General features: G+C 70.4%; 16 protein-coding genes and 2 pseudogenes. 11 read left to right on the top strand and 7 right to left on the bottom strand.

Annotation, left to right across the window (positions count from 1 at the left end; translation table 11 throughout):
- Positions 1-49 precede the first annotated feature (49 nt).
- A pseudogene (locus ACFPA8_RS23175) lies at positions 50-343 on the bottom strand (hypothetical protein); the annotation flags it as partial.
- Positions 344-638: 295 nt separating this feature from the next.
- Here ACFPA8_RS23175 and ACFPA8_RS23170 point away from each other — a divergent pair.
- The 5 genes from ACFPA8_RS23170 to ACFPA8_RS23150 all read left to right on the top strand — a co-directional run bounded on the left by ACFPA8_RS23170 (position 639) and on the right by ACFPA8_RS23150 (position 5,039).
- Positions 639-1,889 (top strand): glycosyltransferase family 4 protein, encoded by a 1,251-nt coding sequence (locus ACFPA8_RS23170; RefSeq protein WP_386451420.1) that lies wholly within the window; start codon positions 639-641, stop codon positions 1,887-1,889.
- Positions 1,886-3,067, top strand: a complete 1,182-nt coding sequence (locus ACFPA8_RS23165) for a hypothetical protein (RefSeq protein WP_386451418.1) — start codon at positions 1,886-1,888, stop codon at positions 3,065-3,067. The genes ACFPA8_RS23170 and ACFPA8_RS23165 overlap by 4 nt, the downstream gene beginning before the upstream one ends.
- 44 nt (positions 3,068-3,111) lie before the next feature.
- Positions 3,112-3,282 carry a hydrophobic protein gene (locus ACFPA8_RS23160; RefSeq protein WP_386451416.1) on the top strand — a complete coding sequence of 57 codons (171 nt, stop codon included), beginning with the start codon at positions 3,112-3,114 and terminating at the stop codon, positions 3,280-3,282.
- A gap of 135 nt (positions 3,283-3,417) precedes the next feature.
- Positions 3,418-4,383, top strand: a complete 966-nt coding sequence (locus tag ACFPA8_RS23155; RefSeq protein ID WP_386451414.1) for a helix-turn-helix transcriptional regulator — start codon at positions 3,418-3,420, stop codon at positions 4,381-4,383.
- 434 nt (positions 4,384-4,817) lie between these two features.
- Positions 4,818-5,039: a proteinase inhibitor I78 gene (locus ACFPA8_RS23150; RefSeq protein ID WP_386451413.1), complete on the top strand. Its 222-nt coding sequence runs from the start codon at positions 4,818-4,820 to the stop codon at positions 5,037-5,039.
- Between the two features lie 222 nt (positions 5,040-5,261).
- On the opposite strand, the gene ACFPA8_RS23145 is transcribed toward ACFPA8_RS23150, so the two are convergent.
- Complete coding sequence (locus tag ACFPA8_RS23145) at positions 5,262-6,320, bottom strand: phosphatase PAP2 family protein (RefSeq protein ID WP_386451411.1); 1,059 nt, start codon at positions 6,318-6,320, stop codon at positions 5,262-5,264.
- Positions 6,321-6,857: 537 nt separating this feature from the next.
- Here ACFPA8_RS23145 and ACFPA8_RS23140 point away from each other — a divergent pair.
- Entirely contained in the window at positions 6,858-8,726 is a 1,869-nt protein-coding gene (locus ACFPA8_RS23140; protein ID WP_386451409.1) for an MFS transporter, read from the top strand.
- A gap of 79 nt (positions 8,727-8,805) precedes the next feature.
- Here the strand turns inward: ACFPA8_RS23140 and ACFPA8_RS23135 are convergent, their stop codons facing one another.
- The gene (locus tag ACFPA8_RS23135; RefSeq protein ID WP_386451407.1) at positions 8,806-9,252 is read right to left on the bottom strand and encodes a cell division protein SepF; all 447 of its coding nucleotides are present in this window, start codon (positions 9,250-9,252) and stop codon (positions 8,806-8,808) included.
- Between the two features lie 358 nt (positions 9,253-9,610).
- Between ACFPA8_RS23135 and ACFPA8_RS23130 the strand changes: the two genes are divergently transcribed.
- Together ACFPA8_RS23130 and ACFPA8_RS23125 are read left to right on the top strand one after the other, a co-directional pair.
- The gene (locus tag ACFPA8_RS23130) at positions 9,611-10,813 is read left to right on the top strand and encodes a DUF5685 family protein (RefSeq protein WP_386451406.1); all 1,203 of its coding nucleotides are present in this window, start codon (positions 9,611-9,613) and stop codon (positions 10,811-10,813) included.
- Positions 10,814-11,318: 505 nt separating this feature from the next.
- Positions 11,319-12,356 (top strand): S1 family peptidase, encoded by a 1,038-nt coding sequence (locus tag ACFPA8_RS23125; RefSeq protein WP_386451525.1) that lies wholly within the window; start codon positions 11,319-11,321, stop codon positions 12,354-12,356.
- 155 nt (positions 12,357-12,511) lie between these two features.
- On the opposite strand, the gene ACFPA8_RS23120 is transcribed toward ACFPA8_RS23125, so the two are convergent.
- The 4 genes and pseudogenes from ACFPA8_RS23120 to ACFPA8_RS23105 form a co-directional block, all read right to left on the bottom strand.
- A complete protein-coding gene (locus tag ACFPA8_RS23120; protein ID WP_386451404.1) occupies positions 12,512-13,534 on the bottom strand; it encodes an aspartate-semialdehyde dehydrogenase in 1,023 nt (340 codons plus the stop codon).
- 227 nt (positions 13,535-13,761) lie between these two features.
- Positions 13,762-14,322, bottom strand: a pseudogene (locus ACFPA8_RS23115) (metallophosphoesterase family protein); the annotation flags it as partial.
- Positions 14,307-14,984 (bottom strand): response regulator transcription factor, encoded by a 678-nt coding sequence (locus ACFPA8_RS23110; protein ID WP_386451402.1) that lies wholly within the window; start codon positions 14,982-14,984, stop codon positions 14,307-14,309. The pseudogene ACFPA8_RS23115 and the gene ACFPA8_RS23110, both read right to left, overlap by 16 nt.
- Positions 14,985-16,187 carry a sensor histidine kinase gene (locus tag ACFPA8_RS23105; protein WP_386451401.1) on the bottom strand — a complete coding sequence of 401 codons (1,203 nt, stop codon included), beginning with the start codon at positions 16,185-16,187 and terminating at the stop codon, positions 14,985-14,987.
- Between the two features lie 209 nt (positions 16,188-16,396).
- Here ACFPA8_RS23105 and ACFPA8_RS23100 point away from each other — a divergent pair, with 209 nt between their 5' ends.
- The 3 genes from ACFPA8_RS23100 (at position 16,397) to ACFPA8_RS23090 (ending at position 18,525) form a co-directional block, all read left to right on the top strand.
- A complete protein-coding gene (locus ACFPA8_RS23100; protein WP_386451399.1) occupies positions 16,397-16,654 on the top strand; it encodes a hypothetical protein in 258 nt (85 codons plus the stop codon).
- 208 nt (positions 16,655-16,862) lie between these two features.
- The gene (locus ACFPA8_RS23095; RefSeq protein WP_386451397.1) at positions 16,863-18,335 is read left to right on the top strand and encodes an alpha/beta hydrolase; all 1,473 of its coding nucleotides are present in this window, start codon (positions 16,863-16,865) and stop codon (positions 18,333-18,335) included.
- Positions 18,336-18,351: 16 nt separating this feature from the next.
- Positions 18,352-18,525 (top strand): hypothetical protein, encoded by a 174-nt coding sequence (locus ACFPA8_RS23090; RefSeq protein ID WP_386451395.1) that lies wholly within the window; start codon positions 18,352-18,354, stop codon positions 18,523-18,525.
- Positions 18,526-18,679: the final 154 nt, after the last annotated feature.

Raw genomic sequence — 18,679 nt, 5'->3', positions numbered from 1 at the left:
GCTCCGCGCCGTGACCGTGGCCGTAGCCGTACGCCGGGTCCGCGGAACCCGCCCCGGAAGGACCGGCGGACGCGGCCTCGGCGGTGATCGTGCGGACCGCCCCCTGCACCTGCTCCTCCGAGACCTTCACCACCTGCGAGGGGATGCAGACGGCGTGTGCGAAGGCGAGGACGGCGGTCTCCTCGCCCACGAACAGGACGGCAGTGGTGGGCACTTGACCGGTGTCGCCGGGAGTGCGGCACGAGGTGCAGTCGTAGGGGCCCGGGGCGTTCTCGCCGGCGAGCAGCCTGTCGGCTTCATCGTCGCCGATCTCGGCGCGTACGTCGTCGCTGACATCGAGCAAGGGGGACACGGGGGCTCCTGGCGTTCGGTTCTTGTCCCATGGACAACGGGAGATCCGTGGTCGCGGTCACGCGTAGGAGGAACCGGAATGCGCCGGGACGGGCACCGTGCCGTGATCGTGAGAATCATCAAACGGTGTAGTGGGCAGTCAAGTTCCAGGATCTTGTTCACAATGTCGGAACTGTTCTGGAACAGGTCCGTGATAGCACCCAACCATCACCGCCCCAATCGGGTCTAGCCATCGGCAGGCGGACAGCGGGGGACTGAACGCAACGAACGCGTGGGGGGCGGGGCAAATGCACATCGCGTTTCTGATCAACAGCGGGTACGGGATGGGCGGAACGATCCGCACCACCTACAACTTGGCGGCGAAGCTGGCGGAACAGCACGACGTGGAGGTCGTCTCCGTCTTCCGGTACCGGGACCGGCCCTTCTTCGACCCCGGCCCCGGGGTGCGGCTGCGGTCGCTCGTCGACATGCGGCGGCACAGCCCGCACTACGAGGGCCAGGACCCCGAACACGCCCTGCCCGCCCGCGTGTTCCCTGCCTGCGACGGCCGGTATCCGCAGTACAGCGCCCTGACCGACCGGCGCATCGGCGAGTATCTGGCGCGCACGGAGGCGGACGTCGTCATCGGAACCCGCCCCGGACTCAACGCACACATAGCGCGCCAGACACGTCGCGGACCCGCCCGGCTGGGCCAGGAACACCTCACCCTGGCAACGCACTCCGCGCGCCTGAAGCTGATGCTGCGGGACACCTACCCGCGGCTCGACGCGGTCACGACCGTCACCGAGGCCGACGCCCGCGACTACCGGCGGATCCTCCGTCTGCCGGGCGTACGCGTGGAGGCGCTGCCCAACAGCGTCCCCGAGCCCCACGTCTGCCCCTCGGACAGCAGCGGGAAGTGGGTCGTCGCCGCGGGGCGGCTCGCCCCGGCGAAACGCTACGACGTGCTGATCCGCGCCTTCGCCGGCGTCGTCACCGAACGCCCCGACTGGGGGCTGAGGATCTACGGGAACGGCAGGGAGCGGGACAAGCTGCGCGCTCTCATCGACCGACTCGGCCTGTACAACCACGTGTTCCTCATGGGACCGGCGCACCCCATCGAGGCCGAGTGGGCCAAGGGGGCCATCGGGGCCGTCACTTCGAGCCTGGAGTCGTTCGGCATGACCATCGTCGAAGCGATGCGGTGCGGCCTCCCGGTCGTGGCGACCGACTGTCCGCACGGTCCGGGCGAGATCATCCGCGACGGTTCCGACGGACTGCTCGTGCCGACGGGGGACGTACAGGCCGTCTCCGGTGCCCTGCTGCGGCTGATGAACGACGACGCCCTGAGGCAGCGCATGGGACAGGCCGCCCTCGTCTCGTCCGCACGGTTCGACCCCGCGCACGTGGCCGCGCGCTACGAGGACCTGCTGACGCAGCTCGTGAACCGCCGTGGAGCCACGGTCCACAGAGCGCGCGCCGCGCTGCTCGGCGGGGCGTACGCGGCCAAGGACGCGCTGCTGGCCGGCAGAATCGCATTGCAGGGAGGACAGGCATGACCACCCGAGTCACCGGCACACCGCGAGCGGCGGAACGCGGGGGAGAGGCAGCAGCAGGAGGTGGCCGCCTCCCGGCGAGAGGAGCCGGGGCGGACGGAACCGGAAGTGCGCCGGAGAGCCTGTCCGGCGCTGCCGGGGCAGCCGCGAGGGGAGGAGCCGGAGGCCGCCCCGCCCCGCTCGCATCCCCCGCCCCGGTTGCTTCCCCGGTCTCACCCGCCCCCGCGCACGCCCGTACGCCACTCCGGCAGCCGCTGCACGCACGGCCGCCGAAGACACCCAAGTCCCGTCGGCCGCAGGCCGATTGCACGGCGGACACCGCCGGCGGGGTCACCATCGACGTTCGCCTTCCCGACGAGCCGGCCGCCACCGCAGGCATGGCGCTCGCCGCAGCGGGGAGCGCGGCGCTGCTCCTGCGGCGCCGAGGGGGCGAAGGGCCGGCGGACACCGTCCGGCTGCCTCTCGGCCCAGCCGGGACGGAGAGCACGATGCGCGCCGTGCTGCCGAGCATCATGACGCTGCCCGAGGGCCGTTGGGACGCCTTCCTCGCCCTCGCCGAAGCGGAACCGCAACGGCTGCTGTCCGGACTGCACGACCTGCGTTCGCTCATCGACCGCGTACCGCGTCAGGGACGCACCTGGCTGGGCGTGCGCATCCCTTACGCCACCAAGTACGGGAATCTCACGGTGCGTTCGTGGCTGCGCTGGCCTCACGCGGAAGCGGGGCGGCTGTGTGTGGAGGACGGACGGGTGAGGCTGCGCGGAGAGCTCTTCGGCGCGCCGCTCGGCGGCACCGCCCGGATCGAGGTCCGTCCCCGCGACGCGGTGGACGCGCCCTCCGTGTTCCGGCCGGCGACCCGGGAGGTCCGTGTCCCCGGCCATCCCGGGAGCAGGGGCGCCCGGCAGTCCGAACCGGCCCCGGAATCGGCCACGGGTTTCACGGCCGAGCTGCCGCTGGCGGCCCTGACGCCCGAGCACCGGGTGTGGGACCTGTGGCTCCGTCCCGGAGCGGCCGCGGAGCCGGTCCGTATCGCGCGGATACTCGACGACGTACCCGACAAGAGGCAGATCTTCAGTTATCCGCCGCAGCGGGTGAGCGACGCCGCGGGGGACCGGACGGTGCGGCCGTACTACACGCTCGACAACGACCTGTCCGTACGGGTGTGCCCTTCGGAGGCGTAGAAGCAGGGAAGCTGGCAACTCGACGCCGTGGAGGTGTCGTTCACATGGTTCCTGTTCTGCTTGTACTGCTGCTGGCGCTGCTCCTCTTCGGAGCGGGTTTCGCGCTGAAGGCCCTGTGGTGGATCGCCGTCGCGGTCCTGGTGATCTGGTTGCTCGGCTTTCTGCTGCGCACCACCAACGCGGGTGGAGGCAAGGCGCGCTGGTACCGCTGGTAGGCGGCGACCGCGCCGGACGAGGAGGCAAGTGACTCCCAGCAACGCACTGTTACAGCAGCATACGGAGCAGGGGCCCGGCGGGAGCCGGGCCCCTGCGGACTGTGGCTGTCCGCAAGCGGTGGCAGACTCGGCAGCATGGTCGAGACCTCGGCACGGCTGCTGCGTCTGCTGTCCCTGCTGCAATCCACCCGCGAATGGTCCGGCGCCGAGCTCGCCGCGCGGCTCGGTGTCACGCCCCGCACCGTACGCAGGGACGTGGACCGGCTGCGCGGCCTCGGCTACCCAGTGCACTCCACCACAGGCACGGCGGGCGGCTACCAGCTGGGCGCCGGTGCCCAGCTGCCCCCGCTGCTGCTCGACGACGAGGAGGCCGTCGCCGTCGCAGTCGGTCTGCGCACCGCGGCGAACGGCGGCGTACAGGGCATCGAGGAGTCCTCGGAACGCGCACTGGCGAAGCTCGAACAGGTGCTCCCGCACCGTCTGCGGCGCAGGGTGAGCGCGCTCAACGCCTACACAGTGCCCATGATGTCGCCGCATCGTGGGCCGTCCGTCGAGGCGTCGGCCATCACCGAACTCGCCCACGCCTGCCGTGACCACCAACGGCTTCGCTTCGCCTACGAGGCACACGACGGGACGGCCACCCGCCGGGTGGTGGAACCCCACCGGCTGGTGAGCACGTACCGGCGCTGGTACCTGGTGGCCTGGGACGTGGACCGTGCCGACTGGCGCACCTTCCGCATCGACCGCATCACGCTCACGCCGCCCCACGGCCCGCGCTTCTCACCGCGAACGCCTCCGGCGGAGGACCTCGCCGCGTGGGTCTCGGAGGGCGTCTCCGTACGGGCGTACCCGGCGAGCGCCACGGTGCTGCTGCGAGTGCCGGTCGAGCGGGCCGCGGAGGTGGTCTCCCGTTCCTGGGGGACCCTGGAGGCGGTGGACGGGGAAAGCTGCCTCTTCCGTACCGCGGGGCCGTCGCTGGAGGTGCTCCTGCCGTACGTCCTCATGCTCGGCTTCGACTTCGAAGTGCGGGAGCCGGCAGGGCTGTTGCCGCTGGTCGAGACCTTGAGGGACCGGCTGGACCGGGCCCGGGGCGGAAGCTGACGGGACGGAAGCCGAGGTTCTGCTTCCGTTTTCGGGATCGGGCACTTGTCGCACCGGCAGTTAGGTGGTTCCGGTTTCAGGTGACGGTAATCGCATGATCAGTTACGCGCCGCGACTTCCTTCGAGCGGCAGGGTGCGTCGCGTTCGTTCCGCCGGGAAAGTTCGCGCGAGAGCATCGGTCTCGATTTCCCGCACGCCCGTGAGTTCGGCGAAATCCGGCCCCGGGGCGAATTCCCCTGAGGCACACGCTTTCTGACGGGGCGTCTGCGACGGAATTGAACGCGGAAAAGAGTGTGTTCCCCACCCCGGAAATTCAGTCCGCGTACATGCCTCGTACGAGTGACGTCGAGAAGCCCTGAGTTGCCGCGGACCGCTGTGACAAGAGTGTGACGAGGTGACGATACGTCCCGTACCTCCGGCGGTACGGTGGCGGCATGGCACCGGAATCCACCCCCCAGGGCACACCGCAGGACGAGCCGGAGAGCTACGTCGGACTCTCCGCCTCGGAGGCCGAGGAGCGCGCGTACGCACGTGGCTGGACCACGGTGCGGTCGCTGCCGCCGGACGCGATCATCACCATGGAGTACCTGAGCGGACGGCTGAATTTCTCCGTCGAGAAGGACACCGGGACAGTGGTGCGCTGCTGGCCGGGCTGACACCGCCGGACGCCGCGCGCGCCTGCGGCGAAGACGCGTGTGGCCCCGGAGCCCGAGAAGGGCTCCGGGGCCACACGCGTGCGGTGGGGCTGTGCGTACCGTCCGCTCGCCCGGCTGCCGGGCGGCTTCCTGCTCGGCAGCAGTGCCCGAGCCGGCCGCTCGTGCTTCCGTCAGTCCCGCCGTTGTCGTTCCCCCAGGGGCCCGCGGGAGTGCATCAGGGGGCTATTTCCCGCGGGGCCCGAGAGGTGCCGGGCGGGGCTGTGTGCGGTCCCCGTAGGGGCGCCGTGGCCCTGCGGGCGGCTGCGGGGTGACGGGCGCCCGCTCCGTACGCAACGGATGCTGCCGCCCCGGCGCATGGTGCAGCCGGGCCGCGCCCACGCCCGTGCCCGGGGAGGACGGGGCGGGCGCACGGCCGCCCACGACCGCGGTCTCGCTGTGCTGCGGCTCCTCCGCCGTCATCTCCTCGGCCGGGCGTGCCCTGCCCGACGGCAGCAGCGGCTGCCGCGTGACGGGGGAGAGCGGAGAGGGCGCCAGACCCGGGATCCGCGTGGTGCTCCTGCGGTCCCGCCAGGCGAGGACGTGTGCCTCCGCCGTGGCGATGGCCGGCTCGGCCCAGGGCAGCGCCAGCAGGATCAGCAGCCCCGCGGCCCAGCCGAGCAGCACGTCGCTCACCCAGTGCGTACCGAGATAGGCGGTCGTCGCGCCGACGCCGAGAGCGAAGAACGCGGCGACCACCGACAGCACGCGGCGGGCGCGCGGAGTGGTGGCGAGATAGGCGAGGATGCCCCAGGTCACGACGGCGTTGGCCGTGTGACCTGAGGGGAATATGTCGCCGCCGGCGAAGAGTTCGGCGGATCCGACCGAGGTCGCGTAGTGCGGACCGAGTCTGCCCAGGCCGATTTTCACGGCCCCCACAGTGATGTTGAGGGCGAGCAGGGACGTACCGAGCACCAGCAGAGGACGCAGGGTGCGCTGCCGCCAGGAGCGCCAGCCGAGCCAGGCCGCCACCAGCACGGCCGTGGGGCCGCGTTGGCCCAGCACGACGAAGTAGTCCAGGAACGCGTGCATTTCGGGCCACTGCTTGTACGGCCGGAAGAGCATGACCTGCCAGTCCAGCCGTACCAGATCCGTGCGGAACAGGACGGCTATGACAATCACCGCATAGAGCCCCGTTGTCGTGCCGAACAACAGCTTGCGGGTTCGGCTCATCCGCGGGACACCGCGGTTGCTCGGTCGCTCGGGCTCCTGTTCCAGCCGGGCGAGTAGTCGGTCGATACGCACCCAATCGACGTTACAACGGCTCTGAGAGATGCCTGCACACGTCAGGGGGTTCGTGATGACGATGTGATGTGGAGTGTGTCTCATGGTGGTGTTTGGCGGCATGAATTCCCGCAGCTTATCCGGGGTTTAGCTCGCGCATTACGGTTGCCCCTCGGGGGTTCCCGTACACCTTCGGGCCGAATTTCTGTTCACCGTCGGTTGCCAGGGAATTCCGCCGTGCTTTCCGGCTGTGTCCTCTTCCCGTTCCCCTTCCCGTTCCCCTCCGGATCCCCTCCCTGTTCCCGTTCCCCGCACGCCAGTTGACGACCCGACGGGCGCCGGTGCCGGTGCGCGTGGCGCTGCGGGGCTGCGTGCGACCGGTGCGCGGTGGTGACATGCGCCACGCGGTGCTCCGGCGGACTCGCGTACCCTGACGGCCACTCGCCCTTGTTGCTCCGGGCCCGACGACGTCCGTCTCCGCCGCGGCGGACAGCGGCCGTCGACCGCCGTCCGGCGCTGCCCCCACCGCCCAGGGCGAGCGCGAGAGGAGGTGTGCAGATGTCCGGGACGACCACGGCCGGCGCCGGAGAGCGAAAGGCGGAGGCTCCCGTGCAAAGGGCAGGACACCCTGCCGCTGCTGCCGCGTCCGGCGTGAACCGCTGGATCGTGCTCGTCGTCCTCTGCGCCAGTCTGCTGCTGGTCGCCATCGACGCCACTGTGCTGCACGTGGCCGTGCCGGCCGTCTCCGGCGACCTGCGGCCCGGGTCCGTCGAACTGCTGTGGATCGTGGACGCCTACCCGCTGGCCTGCGCCTCCCTGCTCATCCTCTTCGGCACGCTCGGGGACCGGGTCGGACGGCGCCGCGTCCTGCTCTTCGGTTACGCGCTCTTCGCGGTGGCCTCCGCCGTCGCCGCCTACGCACAGACACCGGGCGTACTCATAGCGGCGCGGGCCCTGCTCGGAGTCGGCGGCGCCATGATCATGCCCGCGACGCTGTCGATCCTGCGCCAGGTCTTCCCCGACCGGCGCGAGCGGGCGCTCGCCATCGGCATATGGAGTGCCGTCGCCGCTGTCGGCGCCGCCGTCGGTCCTCTCGTGGGCGGGGCGCTGCTGGAACACTTCTGGTGGGGCTCGGTCTTCATCGTCAACATCCCGCTGATGGCTGCGAGCCTGCCCGTCGGCCGCTGGCTGCTCCCGGAGTCCACGGGCAGCCGCGAGGGCCCGTGGGACGTACTCGGGGCGGCGATGGCCGCGGGAGGCCTCTTCGGCGTCATCCTCGGCGTCAAGGAAGCGGGCAGCGGGGACCCGCTCACGCCCCAGGCCGCCGTCCCGCTCCTCGCGGGCGCAGCGCTCCTCGCGCTCTTCGTACGGCGCCAGCGCCGGCGCACGTACCCCCTCATCGACGTCCGCGCAGTGGCACGCCGCGCATTCGGTACGGCGGTCGGCTGCATCGTCCTCACGGTCCTCGCGCTGGTCGGGCTGGCGCTGATCGCCGCCCAGTACCTCCAGCTCGTCCTCGGTCTGTCGCCCCTGGAGACCGGGCTGCGGCTGCTGCCCCTCTCGCTCGCGGCCATCGCCGCCGGTCTCGTCGGCTCGCGTCTGCTCGGGGTGCTGGGGCCGCGCACCATGGTCGGGCTCGGCTTCGTCCTCACCACACTCGCCGTGCTGCTCCTGACCGGAGTCGGCCAGAAGGACGAACCCGCGCTCCTCATAGGCGGGTTCGTGCTGCTGGGCTTCGGTCTGGAGACCACGCTCTTCGGCTGCTACGAATCCATGCTCAGCGAGGCGCCGGCCTCCAGGGCGGGTGGCGCGGCGGCGATCGGCGAGACGGCGTACCAGCTCGGGGCAGGCATGGGCATCGCTGTACTGGGGAGCGTGATGAATGCCGCCTACGCCCCCGGCGTACGCGAGGTCCCCGGCGTCTCCGGTGCGGCCAGTGCCAGTGCCGGACACTCGCTCGGTGAGGCGTACGGCATCGCCGCACGGCTGGGCGGGTCAGCCGGTGAGGCGCTCCGCTCGGCGGCTCGCGAAGCCTTCGTGCACGGCATGCACGTCACTCTGCTCGTCAGCGCGGGCCTGCTGCTCCTCGGTGCGCTCGCGGCCCTCAGGCTGCCGCGCACGATGGAGACGGGACGGGACGAGGCCGAGGAGAAGGCGGGCGGCGGTTCGGCGGAGGCCGCGGAGGCCGCCGTCGAGAACGACCCGGCGGAGGAGGACCGGCTGGAGGAGGACCGCGTCCGGCGTACCGGGGAGCAGGAGCCGGTCGCTCCGGCGGAGCTCGGCGCGGCAGGGTCGGCAGGTACGGCGGCAGGCAGGCTGCCGAGGCAGGCGGACCACCGTCGGAGCGCATCGTCCCCCGGCCCGGCCTCACCTCAGGCCGCCGACGGTGACGAAGCTCTGCTTCCGAGCGCCGGCACCCGGCCGTAGCGCCACGTCGCGGCGTCGGCCGCCGGCACCCGCGAGACCACCGACTCGCCCTGAGGCGGGGGCGGTCGGCGTCGCGGGGTCAGCTCTGGTTGAAGAAGCCCCCTTCGGCGGCGCGGCGGCTCTCGCCCCCCACGATCTTGTAGTCGTCGGGAGTCAGCAGGAACACGCGCGTCGCCACCCGTTCGATGGACCCGCGCAGGCCGAAGGTGAGCCCGGCGGCGAAGTCCACGACGCGCTTGGCGTCGGCGGACTCCATCATCGTGAGGTTGATGATGACGGGAACGCCGTCACGGAAGAGTTCGCCGATGCCGCGGGCGTCGCGGAACCCGTCGGGAGTGACCGTGGCGATACGGGTGCCCTGGTCCTGCGCTGCCTCGGCGGTCACTCTGACCCGCGGATCAGTCACCCAGGGCTCCTGTGCGGCGTCCCCGGGCTCCGGCCCCTCGGCGTAATCGTCGTCGTAGTAACGCATTTCGCTGTCGTCGACGAGGCCCAGCCAGGCACTCGCCTTGCGCACCGATCCCATGGACGCCTCCTCTCCTCTGCGCGGTCGTCCGCATTGCCATCGAGCGGCTCCGCCGCGGATCCGCATCCCTATCGTCGTCCATGATGCGGATGTTGCGCCAAGCGGATACCTGCCCAGAACGGGATTCGTGACGGTACTGGTGCAGAACATATGGCGCTCGGTCAGGGAAACAGTGGGGCCCGCGTGGTGACGGTGTGCAAGTTGTGCGGCCTGCCATGTGCAGGCCGGCGGTCGGGTCTGAGCTCGGGCAGAAGGATGCGGGCGGCCCGCACACCATGTTGGCCTGCCGATAAAGTGATGCCGCCGCACGACGCACGCGAAACACTGTGCGAGGGGTCAACGGGGAAGCGGGGGAACGTTGTTCGGAATCATACGGCCGTGCAGTCACCGGCTGGCCGGCCCATTGAAGACCGAGTGGATGGCGCACCTGTGCGGGCTCTGTCTCGCGCTCCGAGGGGCGAACGGTCAGTTCAGCAGGGTGGCCACCAACTACGACGGCCTCATCGTCTCCGTGCTCGTCGACGCCCAGTCGCGGCGTCCGGGCGCGGCCGACGGACGGCGGCGCACCGCGGGTCCCTGTCCGCTGCGTGGCATGCGCAGCGCACCCGTCGCCCAGGGCGAGGGCGCGCGCCTGGCCGCCTCCGTCTCCCTCGTACTCGCCTCGGCGAAGGTGCGGGACCATGTGACCGACGGTGACGGCATGTTGGGGCGCAGGCCCGTGGCCGCCGTGGCCCGGCGGGTCGCATCCGGCTGGGCGGAGGCGGGTGCACGTACGGGGGCGGAGCTCGGGTTCGACACGGCGGTCCTCGTCGACGCGGTCGACCGGCAGCAGGAAGCCGAACTCGCGGTCGCGCAGGGCGGATCGCTGCTGACGGTCACGGAGCCGACGGAGACGGCCACCGCGGCGGCCTTCGCGCACACAGCCGTGCTGGCGGGGCGCCCTTCGAACGCCGGACCCCTCGCCGAGGCCGGCCGCCTCTTCGGCCGGCTCGCCCATCTGCTCGACGCCGTCGAGGACTTGGGGGCCGACGAGGAAGCGGGGGTCTGGAATCCCCTCTCCGCCACGGGCACGGATCTGGCGGAGGCCCGGCGGCTGTGCGACGACGCCGTGCACGGCGTGCGGCTGGCGTTGCGCGAAGTCGACTTCGTGGACGGCGGATTGGCGCACGTACTGCTCGCGCACGAACTGAAGCGCTCCGTGCGGCGGGTCTTCGGCTCCGGTACGGGCGGCTGCGCGCACCTGCCCGGCGACGGGGTGCCGAAGGAGGCGCTGCTGCAGCACACGCCGGGACAGCGGCCTCCCGGCCAGTCTCCGTGGATCACCCGCGACCCTGCAGGTCCTCCCCCTCCGCCCCTGAGGCGCCGTGGCCTCCTCGCGGGCTGCGCGGTCTGGACGGGGCTCTGCTGCACCGGCCAGATCTGCTGCAAGGACCCGTACGACGACCCGTGGACCGGCAAGGCGCGCGAGGGCTGGTGTCACAAGTGCGACTGCTGTGACTGCGGCTGCGGGGACAGCTGCTCCTGCTGCGAGTGCGACGGCTGCTGCTGCGACTGCGGCTGAGGCCCGGCCGGAGAAGCGCAAGAACAGCAACGGGAGAGTGGCCGCCGAAACGGTTGTGAAAGCTCCGTGAAGAAAGCTCTCCGCGCGGAGGAGTTTCATCGGAATTAGTTTCCCGGACACCGCTGAGTTTCCGTGGATGAAATCCCGTGCATGGGTCGGCAATTGACGGACAGAACAGGACAAGTCCGCTTCTTGTGCCAGTTCAGCGCATGACTTTCCGTTATTGCCGCCATGTGCTCCGGCAATGGATCGACGCGCGTCACATTCGACTGGTGCGACTGCCTGCACCGGGCCAACTTTTCACCGGCAGAAGTGAAATCGGCCTTGTGTGACAACCGTCATTCTCGTAATACTCCTCAGTACGAGTTGGCATGGACGCGACTTCCTTCTGGGAAGGAACGGTGTGTCTGTACTTCCTCCGGGGCGCTCCCTCAGGTCCGGGTCGCCCCAACCCCCCACTGGAGGTTTTGAGTTGAGCGACAAGAAGCAGATAACGAAGCGACGGATGGCCATCGCGGGCGCGGGTGTTGCGGCACTGGTCGCCGGTTCGCTGACCTGGAGCGCCAGTGCGTCGGAGGACGCACCGAGCCTCAAGTCCCTCTCGAGCGCGTCGGCTTCGAAGCTTGCCTCGAAGCTCACGTCCGACATCAAGGGTGACGCCGGCTCCTACTACGACGCCAAGGCCAAGAAGCTGGTCGTCAACGTCACCGACGCCGACGCCAAGGAGCAGGTCGAGGCCGCCGGCGCCGAGGCCAAGGTCGTCCAGCACACGATGGCCAAGCTGAACTCGGTCAAGGACACCCTCACCAAGAACGACATGACGGGCACCGCCCGCGCCGTGGACGTGAAGTCCAACAAGGTCGTCATCACCGCCGACCAGACGGTCAAGGGCGGAAAGCTGGCCAAGCTGAAGAAGCAGGCCAAGGCGCAGGGCAGCGCGGTCGAGGTCAAGCGCAGCGCGGGCAAGTTCACCACCAAGATCGCCGGTGGTGACGCCATCCACGGTGACGGCGGCCGCTGCTCGCTCGGCTTCAACGTGACGCTCGACGGCAAGCCGGCATTCCTCTCGGCGGGCCACTGCACCACCGCGATCGCCAGCTGGTCGGAGTCCGAGGGCGGCCCGGTCATCGCCGAGAGCGGCGACGGCGAGTTCCCGGGTGCCGACTACGGCATCGCCACCTACACCGGCGACACCGCGCACCCGAGCGAGGTGAACCTCTACGACGGCGGCACGCAGGAGATCACCGCCGCCGCCGAGGCCGAGGTCGGCCAGCAGGTGACCCGCAGCGGCAGCACCACGCAGGTCCACGAAGGCACGGTCAAGGCACTCGACGCCTCCGTCTCCTACCCGGAGGGCACCGTCAACGGCCTCATCCAGACCGACGTCTGCGCCGAGCCCGGTGACAGCGGCGGCTCCCTCTTCGCCGGCGACAAGGCTCTCGGCATGACCTCCGGCGGCAGCGGTGACTGCTCCTCCGGCGGTGAGACCTTCTTCCAGCCGGTGACGACGGCCCTCGAGGCCACGGGCGCCCAGCTTCCCTGAAGCGGCTCCTCCCGGCACTGACAGGGCGCGCATCAGTGTGAACCCGCGCTGAGCACTGTCACAGAACACAGCGGACCCCCCGGGCACAGCCCGGGGGGTCCGTCGTTCTCGTACTGCTCAGGCCCGGCTTCGGCAGCCGGAAGAGCCCGAGGGGGTCACTCCGCCGCGACCAGCTCCGCGATCTGCACGGCGTTCAGTGCCGCGCCCTTGCGGAGGTTGTCGTTGGCGACGAAGAGCGCGAGGCCGTGCTCCACGGTCTCGTCGGCACGGATACGGCCCACGTAACTGGCGTCCTTGCCGGCTGCCTGCAGGGGCGTGGGGATGTCGGACAGCTCGACGCCGGGCGCCCCGGCCAGCAGTTCACGTGCCCGCTGCGGGGTGATCGCCCGCTCGAAGCGGGCGTTGACCTGGAGCGAGTGGCCGGTGAAGACCGGGACCCGCACGCAGGTGCCCGAGACCTTCAGACCAGGGATACCGAGGATCTTGCGGCTCTCGTTGCGGAGCTTCTGCTCCTCGTCGGTCTCGTCCAGCCCGTCCTCGACGATCGAGCCCGCCATCGGCAGCACGTTGAAGGCGATCGGCCGGTCGTACTTCTCCGGCTGGGGGAAGTCGACGGCGGCGCCGTCGAAGGTCAGCCGGGTCGCGTCGCTCTCGATCGCCTTGGACGCCTGCTCGTTCAGCTCGGCGACCCCGGCCAGTCCGCTGCCGGATACGGCCTGGTAGGTGGCGACGACGAGCCCGTTCAGCACGGCCTCCTCGTGCAGCGGACGCAGCACGGGCATGGCGGCCATGGTCGTGCAGTTCGGGTTCGCGATGATCCCCTTGGGTCGGCGCCGGGCCGCGTCGGGGTTCACCTCCGAGACGACGAGCGGGACTTCGGGGTCGAGCCGCCACGCGGAGGAGTTGTCGATGACGACGGGGCCCTGCGCGGCGACCTTCTCCGCGACGGCCTTCGACGTCGAGCCGCCCGCGGAGAAGAGAACGACGTCCAGTCCCGTGTAATCGGCCGTCGCGGCATCCTCGACGGTGACCTCACCGCCCTGCCAGGGCAGGGTGCGCCCGGCGGAACGGGAGGAGGCGAACAGCCGCAGCTGGTCGACGGGGAGTTTCCGCTCGGCCAGAATCTCCCGCATCACGCTGCCGACCTGGCCCGTGGCTCCGACGATCCCGATCCTCATGGGGCTCCTTCTGTGAGTGTCCTGTGCGTGAGTGATGTCCCGTTTGCGGTGTGCGTGCGGGAGGGGCGCTGGCTCTTCTACCCTGCCTTGCTGCCTCTACGATCTGCCAATTCTTTGACATCGGTCACACGGCGGCTCCGGCGGGGGCCGGGTGGGGGAACGTGGGGGAGGACACGGGGACTCGGGGACACGGGGAAACCGGGTCACGGGGCCTCGGGGAAACCGGGTCACCGTCCGCGCCCGTCCTGCGGCCCGAACGCGGCCAGGGCGTCCTCGGCGCTGTTCCGTGCATACACGTACTCGTCCGCCCACTCCGCGGTGCCCTCGAACGCGGACTCCGCGGCGATGCGCGCGCAGGCAGCCGCGCAGTCGTACGCGGTACGGCGCAGGGCCACCCCGTCCCCGGGGCCGAGCAGCGCCCAGTGCGCACCGGTCCGTCCGTACGGCATGCCGACGCTCCCGGGGTTGACCACCAGCAGCCCGTGGGTGAGCCGTACGAACGGCATGTGCGTGTGGCCGCACACGACGGTCCGTACGTCGCCGCCCTCCACGTCTGCCAGTACCTCGGCCCAGCGCCCGGGCCGGGAGTCGACGAGCACGGTCTCCGTGTCGTCGCGCGGGGTGGCGTGGCAGAAGAGCACCGGGCCCAGCCCGCCGACCTCCAGCCGCGCGTACCGCGGCAGCCCTGCCAGGAGCTCGACGTCCGGGGTGCGCAGCTGCGCGGCGGCCCATGAGCCCACGGGGGGGCGATCAGCAGGGTGGGGCAGGCTGGTCAGTCCTCCGCGTCGCGCACCACGAGTGCGATCTGCACCCGGTTCCCGACCGCCAGTTTGGCGAGCAGGTTGCCTGTGTGCGCCTTGACGGTCGCGACGCTGATGTGCAGCCGCTCGGCAATCTCCGGGTTGCTGAGCCCGTCCGCGATGGCCCGAGCGGTATCGAGTTCTCGTTCGGTCAGTATGGACAGCCGATTCCGCGCGGCTTCGCGGGACGAGCTGCGAGCCGCAGAGGACTGTGGCCCGGTGGCCGCGGCGATCACTCGTGCCGTGGCCGCTGGGGACAGCACGGGGTTCCCGTCCGCGACTGTCCGCACCGCGTCGGCAATCCGCGACGGCGGGGTGTCCTTGAGGACGAACCCGAGTGCTCCGGCGCGCAGTGCGCCGAGCACCAGATCGTCGGAGTCGAATGTGGTCAGCATGAGTACCCGCGGTGGCGCCGGCCGGGTGAGGAGTTCCCGGGTCGTGCTGAGACCGTCACGGCCGGGCATCCGCACGTCCATCAGCACGACGTCCGGTCGCTGCTCGTCCACCACGGTGATCGCGGCGTCCCCGTCGGCCGCCTCCGCGACGACGGTCAGGTCCGGTTCGCCGTCGATGACGAGTCGCAGCGCCATCCGCACCAGCTCCTCGTCGTCGACGATGACGACACGCACGGGCTCCCGCTCGCTGTCCACTCAAACTCTCTTTTCGTGGCTGTGGTTCGGCCAGGGCAGTTGCGCGGTGAGGAGGTATCCGTTGTCGGCTGTGGGGTGGTGGTCGAGTTTTCCGCCGGCAACGCTGATTCGTTCGGCGAGGCCGAGCAGGCCGAATCCTGATGCCGGCGGTTGAGTGGTTGTTGTCGTGGCTGGGGAGGCTGAGGAGGCCGGGGAGTTGCGGATACTGATGTGCAGTTCGTCGCCGGCTTTTCCTCCGAGGGTGATGTGTACGTGTGCTCCCGGGGCGTGTTTGGCGGCGTTGGTCAGTCCTTCTTGGACCATCCGATAGCAGGTCAGTCCGGCGATGTCGGATGGTTTTCCCGTCATGGTGGTGGCGAGCGTGACGTCCAGTCCGGATGTGCGGGCGTCGGCGACCAGTTGGGGGATTCGGTCGAAGGAGGGCTGCGGCGGTTCCGGGAGCCCCGGGTCGGCCCGGAGCACACCGAGGACGTCGCGTAGTTCTTCCAGCGCTTGGTGGGAGCCGTCGGCGATGCCGCGGAGGAGTACGCGGTTCTCCTCAGCTGTGAGGTCGCCGCGGTGGTCCAGCACTCCGGCCTGCATGGCGACCAGGGAGATCCGGTGTGCGAGCACGTCGTGCATCTCGCGGGCGATCCGGTTCCGTTCCAGGGCCCGTGCCTGCGCCGCTCGTGCGACCTGTTCCCGTTCCGCGCTCTCCGCCCGGTCTCGCAGGGACCGCACTTCGACACGCCGCGCGCCGATGGCCATGCCCACGGCCACCGCGATGCCCGCGCTCAGTGCCGGGAACGCGATCTGGACCCACAACGAGCCGGGCGGGCTCTGGACCGGGGAGAACCCGACGGCGAACTGTGATGCGGTCACGAAAGCCAGGCCGACGACACCGATCTCCACCGGACGGCGACGAGTGGAGATCGAGACCAGTGCCAGAAACGCAGCACCGGTGGCGAGTGCCGACGCGGTCGAGGCGATCGCGACCGTCATGGCCACGGTGAGCGGGAACCGACGCCGCCACAGAAGCGCCGTCAGGCAGCCCAAAGCCACCAGCGGATCACCGGTGAGGAACCAGGAGCCCGTTTCTGTCCCCTGCTCCCGTGACAGCAGCACGCCGGTGGAGAGCCAGACCGGTAGGCCCACTGCCGCAGCGGCCACCAGCCGCCAGGCCTGCTGCCACCCCCCGAGCCGTGGCGCCACGTCCAAGTTCACCTGGTCATTGTCGCAACACCGTGTGGCCGGGTGAGTCAGACCCGGGGCTGATGCGCCCTTGGCCCGGAGTCGAAGCACTGCCTCGCCCTGGGTCGAGGAAGGTTCGGGACGCCGGGCGGATGTGCCGGCCGCGCCGCACCGGAAGACTCGTTCACGTGCCGAGACAACCGGACACGAGACGGAGAAACGCGATGCGCAAGGGTGGCCGTATGGCATTAGAGGCGACCGGGATGGTGATCACAGCCCTGTCCGCCCCAGCGGTGATCCGCGGATTGTTCAACCAGGACTCCGATCCCCTGTGGGGCATCTTCAGCCGGGTCTCCGGCGGCCTTACCGGCCAGGTGATTCTCCTCGGCTTCAGCGCGCTCGTCGGAGCGGTATTCGGTGGCTGGGCACACACCCGCCAGAAGGCGGCCTCCGATCGGGCCGCTGATCCCGGGGGAGTCCACGGCCGAGGAGCGGCCTGACGACATCCGGGACCACGGATGCGCTCCTCCGGCATGTGCGCCGACGCGCCCCGGAGAGAGGACTTCGCCGTGCGCGCGCTCAGCCTGGCCGACCTCGACCTCTGCAACCCCGCCCGGACCGACGCGCCGGTCCGCGTGGACGCCCGGCGGCGGGACCCCGAGCCCGCCCGTTCCGGCGCCCCAGTGCGCCCCTTCAGGAGGACATCAGATGCGCAGAACGCTGTCCCTCGCCCTCGCCGCCACCGCGGTGGCGGCGACCGTGTTTCCGGGGGTGTCGGTGGCGACGCCGGACGCCGTGCGGTGGGGCCCATGTTCGGAGAAGGGCGGCTCACCCCGTAAGGCCGCCTCATCTCGTCTGGAGTGTTCGACACTCGAGGTCCCGCTGGACTACCGGAATCCGGACGGCCGTCAGATCGAGATCGGGATCTCCCGGATGGCGAGCAGGAAACCGTCGCAGCGCCGCGGCGTGCTGCTGACCAACCCGGGCGGCCCCGGCATCTCAGGACTCGGCTACCCGGCCGCTCTCGCCGCCTCGAAACTGCCGCAGAAAGTGCAGGACTCCTACGACGTGATCGGCTTCGACCCGCGTGGCGTCGGCCGCAGCACGCCGGTGACCTGCGATCTGACGCCGGAACAGCAGAAGCGCGGCAACATCCCGCCGTACGCGCACACCGCGGGCGATGTCGCGCGGGAGGCGAAGAACGCGCGGACCATCGCCAAGCAGTGCGCCACCTCACGGACGGCGTGGATGCTGCCGCACACCACCACCGCGAACACCGCGCGCGACATGGACCGGATCCGTACGGCGCTGGGCGAGCCGAAACTTTCGTACCTCGGCGCGTCCTACGGCAGCTACCTCGGCGCGGTGTACACGACGCTGTTCCCCGGGCGCAGCGACCGGATCGTGCTCGACAGCAACTTGGGCCCCGGCGGTTACGACGTCACGGCCATGCGGTCGCTCGCCCGTGGAATGGAGGACCGGTTCCCGGACTTCGCGGCGTTCGCCGTCGCGCACCCCGAGTACGGTCTGGGCACCACAACGGAGCAGGTGACCGCGGAGTTCTTCGACCTCGCGAAGCGGTTGGAGGCGAAACCGGTCCGGGGCATCGACGCGACATTGTTCCGCGGGATCACCTTCGACCGCCTCTACAGCGATTCGGATATGCCGCTGGTGGCCGAGATGTGGCAGGCGCTCGACAAGGACCGGCCGCTGCCGCCCAACACCCCGCCGGTGATGGAGAACATGGAGAACTTCATGTCTGCCCGTTTTTTTGTGCTCTGCAGTGATTCGCGCTGGCCGGGGACGGTCCGGGAGTATCAGCGCAATGTCGCGGCCGACCGGCAGAAGTACCCGATGCTGGGCGGGTCCTCGGCCGGCATCGGACCGTGCGCCTTCTGGCCGGACAAGCGGGTCGAGCCGCCGGTGCGCATCGGCGACCGGGGCCCGTCGAACGTACTCATGGTGCAGAACGAGCGCGACCCGGGGACGCCGCTGGCAGGCGCGAAGGAGTTGCGGCGGGCGTTCGGGAAGCGGGCCACGATGGTGACGGCCGACCAGGGCGGGCACGGTGTCTATCCGTTCGGCCCCAACACGTGCGCGAAAGACGCGGTGACGACGTTCCTGACCGCCGGGCAGCGCCCGGAACAGGACCTCGCCTGCCCGGCGGAACCGAGCGAGTAGCGGGAGGGGCTGAGGCATGTTCCAGGCATTGCGGCAGCGTCGGGCTGTGCAGCGGGTCGGGACCTTCACCTCGCCCGTTGACCTGCCGGCATGGGGCAACGCCGTGGTCGGGCTCGGCGCTGCGACGGCCAGCACGGAGCGGGCGCTCCGGCTGCGCTACAACTGGCTGCTCGACGGCGGGGCGGGCTGACCCGCGTCTTCGGACCGGTCGTTGTGAGAGTCATTCCGTCGCTCGCGGGACCGTCCCTGCTCGTCGGCGTCTGCGCCACCAACGTCCACGAAGTGACAGACATCGAGACCAAGTGACAACTGTCTCGACCAGCCGCACCCGTACCGGTGGTGAG

The organism is Streptomyces ovatisporus (assembly GCF_042653885.1).
GTDB classification, from domain to species: domain Bacteria; phylum Actinomycetota; class Actinomycetes; order Streptomycetales; family Streptomycetaceae; genus Streptomyces; species Streptomyces ovatisporus.
This window is presented reverse-complemented; position numbering and strand designations above follow the sequence as displayed.